Below are 15,266 nucleotides of genomic sequence, written 5' to 3' on the forward strand. Positions count from 1 at the left end.
TAACTGGCCTTGAAAAGGAACAATCTGGTGTTGTCTTTTTTAGTTGGTCTTTGCTGCGTCTTGATTGTGTCTGGGCTGCCCTCCTTTGCAGAGCCACCAAGCAGTGACCATCAACCACTGAATCTCAGACATGAAAGTTCTCTGCCAGTGATTCCACTGGAGAATCAACCCTTTTATCCGGAGCTCGTACAAAGAGCCGATCTTTGGCTACACACTCCTTTAGGTCAGGTCGTTGGCGATACGCCAAGAGACACATTGCTGAACTTCTATGCCGTGATGGCAGATGTTGGGCTTCTCATTGATCAGGTTACAGAAAACCATTTGAATGATCCAGGTCTGTTCTGGACTCGTCAAACACAGACCGAGATGGAAGAGGCAGAAGCTTTGTTTGATGCAGCTGTGTCTGCTTTAGATGGATCATCCTTCCCACTAGGTGTGCGCTCCTACCTTAAAGATGAAGCGGCCATTCAACTAAAACAGGCACTTGATTTCATTTTCCACAACAGCCGCCAAATAATCACCATTCCAGACGCCAGTGGAATGAAGGCACTGAATGAAAATCGATCAAAGCAGACACAATCATGGACACTACCTGGCTCATCGATTGAGCTCAGCAGTCAGCTGCCTGAGAATCCAATCAATAGCAATTTTTTCTTCTCGGCTTCAACAGTTGCCAATGCATCCAACATCTACGAGCAAGTAAAGGATCAATTTGAATATATAGAAGGCCAAAAATTTGCAACAACTACTTTTTACCAGGACTTTATCCATACACCCGGACATCTCTTTCCACCGAAGTGGTATTTGAAGTTACCTAGTAGAATTAGAAGTACGATAGAAACAGAAATCCTATTTGGTGAAACCCTATTTCAAGTTACTTTAGCGGCTATTGCACTTAGCATCTTTGCACTTGTCACCGCAATACTCTTTCATCAATTAATTCAAACCTACAAGAAGAAATCAGAGGATCCATCTAGGGCTTGGCTGATGGATTCGCTTGCCTGGAAACGAGCAGCGCTAGTTCTGCCATTGGTTCCCTTAGCAAAATTAACCGAAGTATTCATTGATGAATACCTGAACTTCACAGGCTTACCACTGATGATATTCACAATCATGTTTGAAGTTACGTATTTCAGCTTCCTCGTGATTCTAGTATTTCTCTTTTTTGAAGCGTTCGGACGATCAACATCAGAAACTCTTGTTCGAATGTCTGGGAGTCACGAGGTCTGGGAATTGTCAAGAACCAGCAATCGGATCATGCCCATTTGTCGCGTTCTTTCCGGTGTTGTCGCAATCGCACTGATTTACCGGATGCTGCTCCAACTCGGACTATCACCAGCCGTTGTTCTTGCCCTATCTACAGTCCCTGGTTTAGCAATTGGCCTAGGCGCATCCAAGTTGCTAGGTAATTTATTTGCGGGTCTATCACTACAGACCGATCGGCCCTTACGCGTAGGCGAATTCTGCGCACTTGGAGATGACCAGGGTTTCATCACCAAAATTGGTTTGCGTTCTGTCGAGATAGAGACTGCAACGGGAATCATCACCATTCCCAATGCAGTTGCTGAAGACTGCGTAGTAAACAATCTGTCAAGGCATCAATTCAAGTCCAATACATCGATGATGCAAGGACTGGAATTAAAACTTGATCTTGAAGGTCAATCACCATTCAGTCCAGATCAGATTTCGGATTTGCTGTTGCTGTCAAGGACCTTTGCCAACAATCGCGTAGACCTCAGTCATCCTTGTCTCACTGTTGAACTTCAAGCAGGAGGTGAGCAAATCCTTCGCTGCATCGGGCTCATCAAGGTATCAAACTGGCGAGACTATATCGAGTTAACTGAATCACTCACATTGGCACTTAATCAACTCATTGTTCAAGTTGAAAAATCTCATTTTGTGTTATCAGTATCCTACGCCACAACAGATTCAAAGCTATCCACAATCCCGGGAATTCTACAAAGCATCATTGACGACGTCCCTGGCTTCGAGCTAAAAGCCTGCCGTTTGATGGATATCTCTGAATTCAGCTACGATTTCATATGCCATACCTTCTCTCAAGGTCTGACATATACACAGTTCAAAGACTCAATCGATCTGATCAACCGCAAAATACTTAAAGCGATGGCGGATGCAGAGATTGTGATTCCCTTCCCAACAGCAATTGAACTGGAATCACAACCCGAACGCTTCTCAAAGCAGAATGATCAATATGCTGAAGGTGGAACTAGCACCCAAAAAATCATTGATTAATTTTTAAACCTTTGATGGGATGAGAGAAAGCACAGCAGTGCATGTGATTTAGACATATAGATGCATTATATTAACAATCCCCTGATGAGCATTATAGGCACAATATCAAAGCATTCTGGGTTTTCTGGAAATGAGAAGTGATGGCCTCCGGCTTCTATTGGAAAGATCTCTCGCAAAGAATTAGGAATCTGGGTGTGAATCCAGCATTGACTCGCTTATGGGACCACGCTATTTACACCAACAATAATCTAGGTTGGAATTCGAATGCGGGTGATTAAGTCACGTCAATCCTGGGTGCTGATGTGAATAGGTCCGAAGTATTTTGCAACACGTCACGGGCCAAAAAGCCAAAAAAGAGAAGGAAGGCTACGTCGCAGCGGATCTGACAAAACAGTTGAAAATCAATTTTTAAATTCAGCACTCAAGTGGAAACATCACTAAACCAGATTGCTACAATTGTCATCAGCATAATATCGGAAATCATGAAAGATATATGGTTTGACGCCAATCACGTAGAAGCTTGGCTTGGTGGCCGACCAGTTATTCACGATCTTTGCTTACAACTAAGAATTGGAGAATCAACTACGATACTAGGACCTAATGGCGCAGGCAAAAGCACCATAGCAAACCTCATCAATCGCAACCTTTACCCATTAGTGAGGCCCAATTCTCATCTCAAACTGTTTGGTCAAAGCACGATCAATATTTGGCAGTTGCGCTCATCACTTGGACTTATAAGCAGTGATTTAGAGACGCGTTTTTCACCACAAATTTGCGCTAAAGAACTTATTTTAAGCGGTTTTTTTGGATCTACAAGACTGGGGCGAGACCAGATCCCTAATCCACAACAACTAGAAAAGTGTAAATCGCTTCTGCAGCAGTTGGATCTTGTTTCGTTTGCGGAGCAACCCTTCGGACAATTATCAGATGGCCAGCGTCGTCGGCTGATGATTGCAAGAGCACTCGTGCACGATCCCAAGGTCTTAGTGCTTGATGAACCCTGTAGAGCTCTCGATCTCAGGGCATGCCATCAACTCTTAGGAACCATGAGGAAGCTATGCCATCAAGGCACCACTCTCCTTGTGATCACACATCGCATCGACACCATCATTCCGGAAATGAGCAGAATTTTGTTCGTTGAAAATGGAAGACTCTGTGCGGACGGAACTCCTAAACAATTACTGCTGGATCATAAGTTGAGCAATCTGTTCGCCACTCCCTTACATGTCTTTGAACACAAGGGTTACAGACAGGTTCTGCCAGGATAAAAATCAATGCTTGCTCGATTTCAACACCATACTGTTGTTCTCAAAACGCTATGAACGCAACGACCCTCTAGGCAGAGCCGTTGCCATTGATTATCTCCAGCCATAAAGCAATAAGCCTATTGCAATCCCACCTTGACTCATAAAAGCATCAGATGATTAAGCCATCAATTAATACCCTTTCCAGAAATGACCCCATCAAATGTACATTTGTTACCTCAAGGGTGGAGCATTGTTGCATTTTGGAAACTTTACGATGAGATTTGTGTTTAGATTTAATGATTCCTTAAATCCACATTCTTCTCACATCATGTTCGCTCATAGTGAAGACATGTCATTGATGGGTGAAATGGAGAAAGACAGTTCAGCCAATCAAGAGGAGTTACCGTTCAAGGAGCCTAATGCAGTCTCGCCGATCGAGCTGAATTCAGCGGAAGGAGAACAAGCTCAATCGCTTCCGGAGACAGTTATAGATGTTGCTCCAGAAGCTGGTCAACTTGGTGCTGTTTCATCCCAGGACCTGGACAGCAAAGAGATTGCACCAAACGCTTCTCAGCTTTTTGAGTATCTCCAACAAGGGATGGAGACGTTACGAGGGCTTAATCTAGAAGGTTTTAAGCAGATCTATCCAGTGTTTCTCTCCATTTTTGGAGCATTCCTGCTTGGTTTAGCACTTTTAATGACGTTCAATCTGCTGCAATCAATGAATCAGCTACCTCTTTTTGGTGGTGTACTTCAAGGTGTTGCAGAACTTGTTGGGATTGTTGCGTTGGTTCGATTTGTGACAGTCAATCTATTGAAGCAACAAAAGAGAGCTGAATTATTGACGCGTATTGCACTTTTAAAAAAGAAACTTCTTGGTTGAACGTCTTAATAATGGAATCAAGCCAAAGAACAGGTGTGAATGGTGATGAATGCAGCAATATCTGCCGGGCCGCTGATCGTTAGCGGATGAGTAACTGCGCTGATCCGCTCAAACAACAGTGGACCTTCTGGAAGCGGAAGTCGCTGAGCAAGCTCCTGCCTTCGCTCAAGAGTGTCTTTGCAATACAGCAAGCTCAGGTGCGGATCAAGTCGGTAGCCGAACTCAGACGCTGAGCGCTGACGCAACTGGCTGAACCAGGGAAGTAGTTCCGTCCTGGCGCTCGCGTTGAAGCGCAGAACAAGACTCTGCGTGTAAATCCGAGTGGCTTCAATGGTGCTAGGCCAAAGCTGAACAGGCTTACGGCAATCGGCGAGCTGCTGGAGGCGATCGACAACTTGCTTTTGGCTGGTGTCATGTTCGCCATCGAGAGGCTCGCTGTAGAGCGTGATATGCGGAGGCAATGTGCAAGCCCCAACCGCCTGACAGGCCAGCGCCGAAAGCTGATCCAATGCCGCCTGATCCTCCCGGCCGGGAAGCAGCCAATACGACACGGCTTGTGCAGACGTTATCAATCCTGGTGGGAGCAACAGATGTGGGCAGTGGTGTTCTGTTGACCTAAGAACAATCCCTTAAGTAGGGACCAGCTGGCAAGGGTCAAACGGATCGCAGCTTGGATCCCAGTTTCAATCATCGTCAAATCGCTCCGATTGCTGTTTCAACCAATCGAGTAGGTGCTGATTGGGAATTCCGATCGTGTGCCTATGCCACCAGGCAGATGCAGAAGATTGAAAGAAGATAAATTGCAGAGCTACAAATCAACAACACTCTCTGGATCTTGACAACTAGCAAAGTCACCCATCATCTACAACGAAACAAAGTGATCTCATAATTCAAATCCCTCAACCAAACCAACACCAGTCGCACGTGTTTAGAGATCTACACCTCCAAAAATTTGCCAAATCAGAAAGAGAAAGAATTGCGCAAAAAGGATCGAAATAGCACTTGAATCAAAAGATCATTATCAGAAAAGAATAAGTCTGTGATGAGTTATTTGAATGAATGAGCGAGCAGAAATAAACGCATAACGGCGAGGAGTTAAGAGAATCCGAGACAGATCATTTCAAACGAATCAAAAAAAAGAAAGGTGGGCTGATGCCATCAATGCTGAACAAAAGAAAGCTATATCAGCATCCACCACGAAACCGTCATTAAAACGTGAGAACTGGCTCATAAGTTCGTGCTTCGTCGTTCCTTTTTGCAATTGGGCATGCTGAGCGCTCTTGTGGGCAGCGTCAGCCTGGAAGCATTCAGGACAACCAGAGCCAAAGTTCGCTCGGCATGGGAGCGTTTCATCAGCCAGCCGACGTTCCAGCGGCCCCGCAATCCAGAGACTGTTGTCCTTGAAATAGCAACGGCGCCCATTACTGTTTTGGGGAAATCCGTTGTTCGCGGCTGCATTCGTCAGCTGGATGGCAAGCGGGGATACACCACCTCACAAGACAAAGGCGTCAATCTCGAACTGATCAACCAATTACCGGTACCCACAACGGTGCATTGGCATGGGTTGATTCTTCCTAATTCCATGGATGGAGTGCCGTTTGTCACGCAGCCTCCAATTCCGCCTGGACAACGCCAACGAATTCACTACCCGCTAGTGCAAAACGGCACCTTCTGGATGCACTCGCACTATGGCCTTCAGACCCAAAACTACGTGGCTGAGCCTTTTGTGATCCTCAATGAGGAGCAAGAACGTTGGGCTGATCGAACGATCACCGTGATGCTGCGTGATTTCAGTTACACGCCCGCTAACCAAATCCTCAACAACGTCGTTGCTGGCGAGCGCGGTGGCGGGACTGCCATGGCAAAAAACTTGGCAGATTTCGCTTGGCATCAGCCGCGAATGCTGCTCACCCAGCATTGGGATCAAGCAAATCAACGCTTCTGTTGGAAACGTGAGCAAGGGGTCTTGATGATGGCCCCGGATGTTGTTTATGACGCGCTGCTGGCGAATGAACGCAGCCTCGATGCTCCAGAAATCATTGATGTGGAGCCTGGTGAAACCGTGGCGATCCGTTGGATTGCAGGTAGTGCCTTCATGAGCTTTTTCCTCGACCTTGGTGATCTCGAAGGCGAGCTACTGCGCACCGATGCCAATCCCGTGGAGCCGATCAACGGCTCGGTGTTTCAACTCGCTACGGCTCAGCGTTTGACGCTACGCGTCAAGGTGCCGGATGCACCTGGAGTTTTTCCATTACTGGCCTTAGGTGAACGCAGCAATCTGCGCTGCGGCGTTGTGCTGCGTAGCAACCCGAAGCTCAGCGCGCCCGAGTTGGAACCGCAAACGGATCAGTGGACCGGTCGCCTCGATTTCAACCAGGACAAGCAGCTAAGGGCACAAAAACCTCTGACTGATCGTGCTGCTGACAACACGATCCCCATTGCTCTGACAGGACCTGCTCCCAAATACACCTGGGGGCTAAACCATCGTTTTTACCCCTACCGCGATCCTTACTGGGTTGAAGAAGGCCAAAGGGTGGAAATGGTGTTTTCCAATCCCACCCCGATGGGGCATCCCATGCATCTGCATGGCCACGAATTCCAAATTGTTGAAATTGATGGCGAGCCCTTGGCCGGAGCCATGCGCGACACCGTTTATGTGCCCAAAGGGGGGACTTGCCGCATTGCCTTCGATGCCAATAATCCAGGTATTTGGGCCTTCCACTGCCACATCAGCTATCACCACGTGCGCGGCATGTTCAACGTGGTGGCATATCGCTCCGCTGATTTGAGCTGGTGGAATACAACTGGCTTCAGCCACGAACACCTGCGTTTTGAAACTTAAGCGATCAGCTCTTTAGCAATTCAACTGAGTGAATCGCCAATTCACAGCCTCAATCAATTGGAGTTGTTGGTATCGTTTTGCTGGGATAATACCATCGATTTAGGACGATCAACACTAGCAAAAGTGAGGCTAGGGATCAATCCATTCAAAAGATAGCAAGCAACTTGAAATCAATGCAGCGGCTTAATCCATTAGCGCACTAAAAAATAATTGATGATGGCATTTGCGCGCTCTTCTCCGCAAAGCATTTTAACCATTGCAATTGCGTATTCAATTGCTGTTCCTGGCGTTTGCGAAAGCACGATTTGTTGCTCTTCATCGCTGATTACCCTGAACGTTGCATCAAACCGATCTCCGAGAATGCTTGTGAAATGGTCAGCAGGCCAACTTTGTTCTGGAGTCTTAATTGCTAAGGGATTGCCAGTAACTATTTTCATCTCATCTAAAACACCTGCTGGCTTGAGTACCAGTGCAGGTGACAAGCAAATCGCCCCTATGATGCCTTTGTTTTTATGTTGCAGACGTAGCCTTTCGCGCAGCAGCGTTGATGCTGCAAGGTTCATTGCACCTGGAATACCACCTGCCATTGCAATTAAATCCCATTGCTGATGAACAACATTCACGAGAGGCTCATCCACAACAAGGCGGCTGCCCTTCATCAGTGTAACTGTCTCTTCATTATTAACACTAGCAATCACAACATCAATATCAGCACGTCGAAGCACATCTATCATTGCTATCACTTCGAGATCCTCGTTGCCATTGGCGACAGGAATCAATGCTCTGTATCTGCCCTGGAAAGCTTGTTTTTTCATACTTTTTGATGGTTTAAACATTCCCATAAAACATGACTGGACATTGGACAATGTCAAAAAAAATTGTTAGATCAGCCCAGCTTCTACACGCTAATTGATCGTTTCACGTCATGCCATTATTAGTCCTAGAAGTTGGAAAAGCTGATCTGAAAGCCGATTGCACCGAGGCCTGCAAAGAACCAAGCGAAGAATTCTCGCCTGTTCAGCAGAGCCATAGACGTCATCGAAAATCATTAAGGAAACGATTTTCATTTCACCTGTGATTGCGATGCAACACCTCGGCCAAAATCAGTGCGTCTCCATAACGGGAAATGATCATCATTTCAGTTCGAAGGAGTTTTTAGGATCGCCACCAGCTCCTTGTTGTTGAAGGTCTCTAGCGGTAGTGGTAGTGGTAGTGCCTGAATATCCCCAATCAGGAGACTTTCAGGGGTGGCATCAGCTCAACATCAAACTTCACTTGCAGGATAGTTCTGCAATCACGAACCAATGTACTTATCCCAAAAGGCAATTCAGAGAGGATCAAGGTTGTCAAATGAATGCCATGAATCTGAGCGTATAAGCGAGATCAATGCTGGCCTTGGTGGTCGCTGCAGGAAATATTGAAATTGCAATTTCACGGGAGAACTTATCCGCAAGCAGTCCCTAGATCTTGGTTCAATTGGTCTTAGATATCATCAAAATTTCGATCTGAAGTCCGCCCTCTCAGCAACGGGTGATTAGAGTTATAGAATTCTTTAACTGGCCCATCTTTTAGGACTAATTGCAACTCTGGAGATCGAAACGGATGACCACCATCCAGGGACAGCTGATCCTTTAGACATTGCCATATGGATAGCCATTAGTCAGTTAACGCCGATTTAGGAGTCGTCGTCTGGTGAAAGATTTCAATGACCTCCTCCGCTAGGGGCTGGCTCTCTTCAGCAGGAATGACCACTTCGAGGTAAGCAGCTCCTTGATGAGCACTGATTGCGGCCAATGCTTGCTCCAGTTCCGCAACGGTTGCAGCCCGTCCACTCCACCAATCCTTACAGCCAAGGGCAGCAGGAATGTTTGCGTAGTGCCAAGGGGGCAAATCGTTGTAAGCATGACCCGTTTCACTGATCAACGCCTCTATCCCGTGGAGACCATTGTTCAGAACGATCACTACAGGATTGACCCCAGTGAAGCCCATCACCCCGATCTCCTGCACGGTGAGCTGGTGGGCGCCATCACCGGTGACCAAAACGACCCGACGCTCGGGTTCAGCTAAAGCGCATCCAAGAGCTGCCGGTGTGCCCCATCCGATTGATCCCCAGAGGGTTTGACTTTCCATAGTCACGCCGTCCGGTAGTCGGATGGCGTTGAGTTTCAACAGGCATGTGCCTGTATCGGATAGCAACAGGTCGTTGGGGCGCAGAAATTGCTGCAAGCGGGGGTAGAAGCTTGCTGAATCGGTGGGTTGATCTGGCTCTCCAAGAAGGGGAAGCATGGGAGCGGGCCGTACTGGTCGATGCTCTCCCCAGTAAGAGAGGCGTTTCGACGATGTCTGAAAGCGTCTCGTTAGTCCTGCCAGGACATCACTGATGCTGACACTGGTGAACACCTGATGACCGGCTTGGACCCAGTCGGCATGCAAAGCAACGATTCGGTTGGGATCGAGTGACCCACTCCATAGGCCTGTGTTCAGATCCTCCAAAACCAGCCCCCCTATATCAACCACCAGATCGGCTTCCTCCACAACGCTTTGCAGGGCAGCTGGGGTTGACCGACCGCCGTTGTACATCCCAAGGAAAGCGGGGTGTTGCTCACTGAGCAGTGCCTTGTCCATGGGTGTCGTTGCATAGGCCAGGCCAGAGGCCTTCAGGAATTCCTCGAATGCATTCACAAGACCGAAACGCTTGAGGGTGATTGTGGGGAGCACGACGGGACGTGATGCTGAGGCAATTCGTGACTCCAGGAGATCAAGTACAGCCTCAAGTTCCGCGGAAACACTGTCGTGTTGATCGATCACACCAAGAGGAGAACCCTGGATCGGCGTACCGGTGATCGGCATGAGAGCCAGATCCATCGGAAAGGTGAGATAAGCAGGCCTGGATTGCTCCAGAGCTTTGTCAATCACCCGTTCCAATTCGATAACGGCGTTTTCGGGAGTGAGCCTGGCGCTGACACAACTTGCAGAAGCGGAGATGGCCTCGAAGCGGTCATAGTTTCGATCGCCAAGGGTGTGATGACAGATGAGTCCTTGTCGCACGATCCGAAGACTGGGAGTGCCAACCAGATGAAACACGGGCAGACGTTCAGCCATTGCTCCCATCAGGCCATTAAGAGCACTCAGTTCGCCCACTCCATAAGTGGTGCAGACGATGGCAGCTCCTCGACGGCGGGCGTAGCCATCAGCGGCGTAAGCCGCATTCAGTTCATTTGCTGATGGCACCCATCTCAGACGGGGATGCACCTCCACCGCATCGTTGATTGGAAAGGAATAGTCACCCGGTACACCAAACACATGGCCGATACCGAGATCTGCTAAACGATCTAGGGCATACGTCACGACAGAAGGAGTCATCAAGCCGACATAAGGATCACTTCTTGAGTCTGATCGTGGTCATACCGGTAGGCCATGAGATAGCCCCCTATTCGGTATCGATGCAGACTTTCCATAGCGATGAACTGAGGCAGCTTTTTATGAATGGCCTTGGTGTTGGTGCCCACGGTCTTGCGGCTGGTGCACTAAGAAACCGAGCACTGCTTGGCATCAGCTTTATGCCGAATCGTGGAATCTGCCATTGAATTCTTGGCTACAGGCGGAATCAAACCAGGTGACCAACACTTGCCTAGGTGGACGCTGAAGCCACACAGGACTTCAAGCTGTCGTTGGTTTGAAGTTGTGAACCCTGAACTGTCTCCAGATTCTTGTGCGACTGATGTTGATTATGTTTCATCGGAATTTTTAGATTGCGCCGGTCAGCACAAGTTCGTCTGGTTGAGAATCCGACTCTTCGCGAGATGAAAGGGGGTCGAGGCTGATCAGCAGTTTTGTTGCTGATCCGGTGGGTTGTGGTGGGATGGTCATCACCACATTTCCTCCCTGATCCGGAAGAAAGTGAACGCAGCCTTTAACTCCTTCAGGCGTCACAGCCCAGAGGCGGTAAAGCCTTCCTTCAGGTGCCTGCGGTAATTGGTTCAAGGTGAGGAGGTTGCTTGCCTGACCAGGACGAATGAGAACCTCCCCATGGGCGTTTTGCATCTTTCCTGCTTTCGTGGCATGCAGCGCCACCATGTGGTCACCAGGATGTAGAGAGATTGCGGAAGTTTCTCTTCTCTCAGAAGCGATCTGCAGTTTGGATTGATATAGCTCACCGCCAGTAATAGCGAGGATCAGAAGTAAGGCTCCAATCAACCAGTTCTGGGGGTTGGAGGTGCTTTTTTTCTTCGACGAATTCAGAAGCCTGTCTCTTACTGCATCAGAAAGTGGCGGTGCAGAATGCTTCTCAATTCGGCTGTGTGTTGTTTTCAGTTTTTCGAGAAGAGTTTGATCTTCTGGTGAAAATGATTCAGTCGCCAAAGCTTTTTCCTCCTCGGGACTGAGGTTGCCCAGCACACTGCCGGCCAACAGTTCATCCCGTTTGCTGAATTCATCGTTCGGTTGAGAGCGCGAAGTCATTGTTAGTTTTCCTCTTGTGATGAAAGTGCATTACGGAGTTTGAGCAATGCCCGACGACTGATCGTCTTAACTGTTCCCAGTGGCAGATGTAGCGATTCTGCAATGTTGCTTTGACTGATGTCTTGGTGATAATTCATGGCAAGGATCTGTTGTTCACGTGATGAGAGCTGAGCCAGGGCCCGTTCAAGTTGGTATCGGGCATCAACTGACTGGAGATCCATAGGATCTTGCTGAGAGTGAGCTGGCCGGAATCGTTCGAGGATTCGGCGACGATTGCGATGTTTGTTAATTCTGTTGATGCCCATCGATCGGGTCAGCAGCAAAAGGTACTGACGGATTTCCCCACGATTCGAATCGAAGCCCCCACGTTGCAAGCGTAAGAAGACATCGTGAGTGAGATCTTCAGCCTCCTGTCGCTGTGAGAGAAGGCTGAAGGCGAGCCGATGCACAGCTGCTGAATGTTCGTCGTAGAGGAGGGCTAGCTCCTCTGGACTAATGGCTTCATGAGAGCTCACGTGTGACCCTGCAGCACCAGATCCTGGAACCCAGTCCAAAGGTAGATCCCACCAAATGTCAGCAGAACCATGGCACTGATTCCCGTGATCTGATCACCTCGTTTGAGCAGCTGGCGGCGAAGACCACCGAGTTCAACACCTAACCCTGCTAGCAAAATCACCATGCTGTATCCAATGGCATACAAGACCATTGCTGCGACTGCCAAAGGTGGGGAGCTTGTGGCTGCAGATGCACTGAGTACGGCGGCAAGAACAGGGCTTGCGCAGGGAGATGTGACCAAAGCGAAGGTAAATCCAATCAAGAAAGGACCTGCAGGGACCCTGTTGATCAATCCCGGCGCAGCAATGGCTCCAATGTCTAGGCGATGCCAGGGAAACCGTGGTCCCCAACCTTTCAACTGCAAAGCCATGGCGATCACGATCACGCCTGCAGTGATGAACAATCCACCTCGGTAATCAATGATTAGTGCTCCTGCCAAGGATGTGAACAATCCAAGAATGCTGTAGGCCGTCACCACTCCAAGGCTGAACTGGATCACCTTGCCAGGGTTCGGGCGTTGCTGCTTTTGAGCACCCAGATAAGAGAGCTGTACGGGGAGCAACGCGAGCACGCAGGGAGACACACTGGCAATCAATCCGCCTCCGAAGGCCAGCGCTGGCAAACCCAAAACAGCCCAGTCATTTGTTCCAGTCCAACGTGTGAGCCAGTCGGCATAGCTCTGACTGACGGACAGAACAGCTGACTCAAGCTGTCCTGCAGAAACGACAACGACCGCTGCGGTCAGGACGAGAACTAAGAGTGGTGCGCGGCGTGATATCCAGTGATTTTTGCTGAAAGTTGACATTTCCCCTCAGCGACCAATCATGGAACGAGTTTTCTTGATGGCCTGGAGGTAAGGATCAAGCTTGGGCTGCGCACGGAACGTTTTGACTACAGCACCGGTTTCTGGATTGAAGATGCTCACCAAACTGGTTTGACTCCGATTGCTTTTAAAGAATTGGCCTAGGCCGAGTTTCTGTGCTCGAGCAGCTGAGTTCTGAGCAGCAGTGGAGTTTGAGACATCGAATCGCACCCAGTGCACTGTGTTCCCTTCTTTTTGGCGTAGGGAGTTCAGGACCGGCTTGATTTTCTGGCAAGCGCTGCACCAAGTTGCATATACCTCAACCATCACTGGTTTCCCTTGTAGAGACGTGGCGAGAGGGCTTGCTGCTTTTGCTGGTTTTAAGAGAGAGAGCGCCACGGGTGTTTCTGGAAGTGGTGCCAGAGTTGCAGCGATAGGAACAAAAGCAGCACCCAGCAGGGTGATGACCAAAGCACGTTGTTTCAAAGTGAGAGTTGAATCACTGGATATCCATACCGGCCGAGTGCTCAATCGGATTCAAAAAAGAGCAAAGTTCATCCCAACACCAGCTAAGAGCCCCCTGCAAAGCAACTGACGTTCAAAAGATGGACTTTTCTCAAGTGGGGTCCAAATTTGAACGTATACGGCTATTTAGTAACAACGCAAGCAAGAAACCTAGAAACTGAACCATCACCACTGAAGGTCCTGAAGGAAGATTTGATAAACCTGAAAACAAAAGTCCTAGCAAGGCACACCCACCACCAATAGCAGATGAAATCATCACATAAACAGGAAAACTTCGGCTAAGTAGTTTACCAGCACAAGCAGGAATCACAACAAAGGCTGAAATAAGCAAAACACCTACTGCTTTAATTGATATCGCAACAACAACTGCTAAAAGAATGATAAATGCTAAACCATGCCAACGGGTACGAACTCCCATCGCACCCGCCAAATCTTGATTGAGTGTGAGCAATACTTGAGCCCGCATACTGAGACCTAGATAGATCACACTTGCAATAAGGAAACCCGCAATAACAACAACATCAAGCCGACTAATCCCGAGGATGTCCCCAAACAACAGCTGTTGAATTCCTCCACGGTAGGTGTCTACACGGCTGAGCGCCAAGATTGCTATTGCCAATGAACTTGAATAAACAATGTTCAACAGGGCATCCGTGGGAAGAGCGCTGCGCTCGACCAGCTGACTGACAAGCAATGCGAACAAAACAGCAAAAGGAATCAACACAAGGGTGGGATTCACACCAAGCAAAATGCCTAAAGTGATTCCTAACAGTGATGAATGGCCTAAGGCATCGCTGAAAAAGGACAGCTGCCGAAGAACGGCAAAGCTGCCGAGTACTCCGCCAAGGGCACCAGTCAACATGCCGCCGAGCAAGGCGCGTTGCATAAACGGCTCAGACAGGAGGCTTAAAAAATCGACTTCAGCCATAGATCTGTTGGCGCTGAGACGCCATATTCAGCCCATATAGCTCGCCCACACGCTCCTCACTGAGGGTTGCCTCAGGACTACCACTGCAGCGCAAACTTCGGTTTAAGCAAAGCACCTGATCGCTGCTTCGACGAACCATCTCAAGGTCGTGAGACACCTGCAAGACAGTCCAGCCTTCCTGACGGCGTAATTCCAGTAGTTGTTGTTGAAACTGCTCATTGGAATGAACATCTAAACCTGCTTGCGCTTCATCAAGCACCAGCAATCGTCGAGGACGAACCAGACAAAAAGCCAGCAGCACCCGTTTCAGCTGTCCACCAGAAAGCTCTGTCAACAGGCGATTGCGTAGATCACAGGTTTGAGTTCGCTCCAAAGCCGTAAACACGGCTTCCATTCTCTGTTTTCCTGAACTCCAGGGCAGGCGGGGCCCTGGCAAATCAAACCCGAAGCCCACAAACTCAGCAACAGAGAGAGGCAATAAACCTTGAACCACAAGGTTTTGTGGAACATAAGCGATCTGGGCACGTACAGAACGCGGCAAAGAACCATGTGCATCAAGGGGCTGACCCAACAACTCAACACGACCAGACGCGTGAGGAAGCAGCCCTAACAAAGCGGAAACAAGCGTGCTCTTTCCTGCTCCATTAGGACCAACGAGGGCCGTGTCACTTTCAGCGGGGAGGGCAAATGAAACGCCCTCTACTGCCAAACGTCCGGAACGTTCGACGCTGAGATCATGAACCGTTAGGACTGCTTCTTTCACACTCATC

General features: G+C 48.7%; 14 protein-coding genes. 5 read left to right on the forward strand and 9 right to left on the reverse strand.

The features are described from left to right. The first annotated feature begins 66 nt into the window (after positions 1–66). From SYNC_RS06920 to SYNC_RS06930, 3 genes are all read left to right on the forward strand, one after another. Positions 67–2,253 (forward strand): mechanosensitive ion channel family protein, encoded by a 2,187-nt coding sequence (locus tag SYNC_RS06920; protein WP_237699176.1) that lies wholly within the window; start codon positions 67–69, stop codon positions 2,251–2,253. 425 nt (positions 2,254–2,678) lie between these two features. After that, entirely contained in the window at positions 2,679–3,521 is an 843-nt protein-coding gene (locus SYNC_RS06925) for an ABC transporter ATP-binding protein (protein ID WP_011619405.1), read from the forward strand. Between the two features lie 307 nt (positions 3,522–3,828). Beyond that, on the forward strand, positions 3,829–4,383 hold the full coding sequence (locus tag SYNC_RS06930) for a CAAD domain-containing protein (RefSeq protein ID WP_237699177.1): 555 nt from the start codon (positions 3,829–3,831) through the stop codon (positions 4,381–4,383). A gap of 17 nt (positions 4,384–4,400) precedes the next feature. Here SYNC_RS06930 and SYNC_RS06935 read toward each other — a convergent pair whose 3' ends face one another. Further along, the gene (locus SYNC_RS06935) at positions 4,401–4,955 is read right to left on the reverse strand and encodes a 2'-5' RNA ligase family protein (RefSeq protein ID WP_237699178.1); all 555 of its coding nucleotides are present in this window, start codon (positions 4,953–4,955) and stop codon (positions 4,401–4,403) included. A 665-nt stretch (positions 4,956–5,620) separates the two neighbouring features. Between SYNC_RS06935 and SYNC_RS06940 the strand changes: the two genes are divergently transcribed. After that, complete coding sequence (locus SYNC_RS06940) at positions 5,621–7,225, forward strand: multicopper oxidase family protein (protein WP_011619411.1); 1,605 nt, start codon at positions 5,621–5,623, stop codon at positions 7,223–7,225. 191 nt (positions 7,226–7,416) lie between these two features. Here the strand turns inward: SYNC_RS06940 and SYNC_RS06945 are convergent, their stop codons facing one another. Together SYNC_RS06945 and SYNC_RS06950 are read right to left on the reverse strand one after the other, a co-directional pair. Beyond that, positions 7,417–8,097, reverse strand: coding sequence for a DJ-1 family glyoxalase III (locus tag SYNC_RS06945; protein WP_148201867.1), 681 nt, complete (start codon positions 8,095–8,097; stop codon positions 7,417–7,419). Between the two features lie 784 nt (positions 8,098–8,881). Next, a complete protein-coding gene (locus SYNC_RS06950) occupies positions 8,882–10,588 on the reverse strand; it encodes an alpha-keto acid decarboxylase family protein (protein ID WP_011619413.1) in 1,707 nt (568 codons plus the stop codon). A 23-nt stretch (positions 10,589–10,611) separates the two neighbouring features. Between SYNC_RS06950 and SYNC_RS14315 the strand changes: the two genes are divergently transcribed. After that, positions 10,612–10,812, forward strand: coding sequence for a hypothetical protein (locus SYNC_RS14315; RefSeq protein WP_148201868.1), 201 nt, complete (start codon positions 10,612–10,614; stop codon positions 10,810–10,812). Between the two features lie 160 nt (positions 10,813–10,972). On the opposite strand, the gene SYNC_RS13565 is transcribed toward SYNC_RS14315, so the two are convergent. From SYNC_RS13565 to SYNC_RS06980, 6 genes are all read right to left on the reverse strand, one after another. Next, positions 10,973–11,686 carry an anti-sigma factor gene (locus SYNC_RS13565; RefSeq protein ID WP_011619415.1) on the reverse strand — a complete coding sequence of 238 codons (714 nt, stop codon included), beginning with the start codon at positions 11,684–11,686 and terminating at the stop codon, positions 10,973–10,975. A 2-nt stretch (positions 11,687–11,688) separates the two neighbouring features. Beyond that, positions 11,689–12,201: a sigma-70 family RNA polymerase sigma factor gene (locus SYNC_RS06960; RefSeq protein WP_049750336.1), complete on the reverse strand. Its 513-nt coding sequence runs from the start codon at positions 12,199–12,201 to the stop codon at positions 11,689–11,691. After that, positions 12,198–13,046, reverse strand: a complete 849-nt coding sequence (locus SYNC_RS06965) for a cytochrome c biogenesis protein CcdA (RefSeq protein ID WP_011619417.1) — start codon at positions 13,044–13,046, stop codon at positions 12,198–12,200. Before SYNC_RS06965 ends, SYNC_RS06960 begins: the two co-directional genes overlap by 4 nt. 6 nt (positions 13,047–13,052) lie before the next feature. After that, positions 13,053–13,574, reverse strand: coding sequence for a thioredoxin domain-containing protein (locus SYNC_RS06970; RefSeq protein ID WP_148201869.1), 522 nt, complete (start codon positions 13,572–13,574; stop codon positions 13,053–13,055). A gap of 85 nt (positions 13,575–13,659) precedes the next feature. Continuing rightward, positions 13,660–14,496, reverse strand: coding sequence for a metal ABC transporter permease (locus SYNC_RS06975; protein ID WP_011619419.1), 837 nt, complete (start codon positions 14,494–14,496; stop codon positions 13,660–13,662). Further along, positions 14,489–15,265, reverse strand: coding sequence for a metal ABC transporter ATP-binding protein (locus SYNC_RS06980; RefSeq protein WP_041426551.1), 777 nt, complete (start codon positions 15,263–15,265; stop codon positions 14,489–14,491). The genes SYNC_RS06975 and SYNC_RS06980 overlap by 8 nt, the downstream gene beginning before the upstream one ends. Between the last annotated feature and the right edge of the window lies 1 nt (position 15,266).

This window comes from Synechococcus sp. CC9311, assembly GCF_000014585.1.
GTDB lineage: Bacteria > Cyanobacteriota > Cyanobacteriia > PCC-6307 > Cyanobiaceae > Synechococcus_C.

Coding starts and splice junctions, on each gene's coding strand:
- SYNC_RS06930 (WP_237699177.1), top strand. CDS start 3,829: ATGTTCGCTCATAGTGAAGACATGTCATTGATGGGTGAAATGGAGAAA.
- SYNC_RS06950 (WP_011619413.1), bottom strand. CDS start 10,588: ATGACTCCTTCTGTCGTGACGTATGCCCTAGATCGTTTAGCAGATCTC.
- SYNC_RS13565 (WP_011619415.1), bottom strand. CDS start 11,686: ATGACTTCGCGCTCTCAACCGAACGATGAATTCAGCAAACGGGATGAA.
- SYNC_RS06965 (WP_011619417.1), bottom strand. CDS start 13,046: ATGTCAACTTTCAGCAAAAATCACTGGATATCACGCCGCGCACCACTC.
- SYNC_RS06975 (WP_011619419.1), bottom strand. CDS start 14,496: ATGGCTGAAGTCGATTTTTTAAGCCTCCTGTCTGAGCCGTTTATGCAA.
- SYNC_RS06980 (WP_041426551.1), bottom strand. CDS start 15,265: ATGAGTGTGAAAGAAGCAGTCCTAACGGTTCATGATCTCAGCGTCGAA.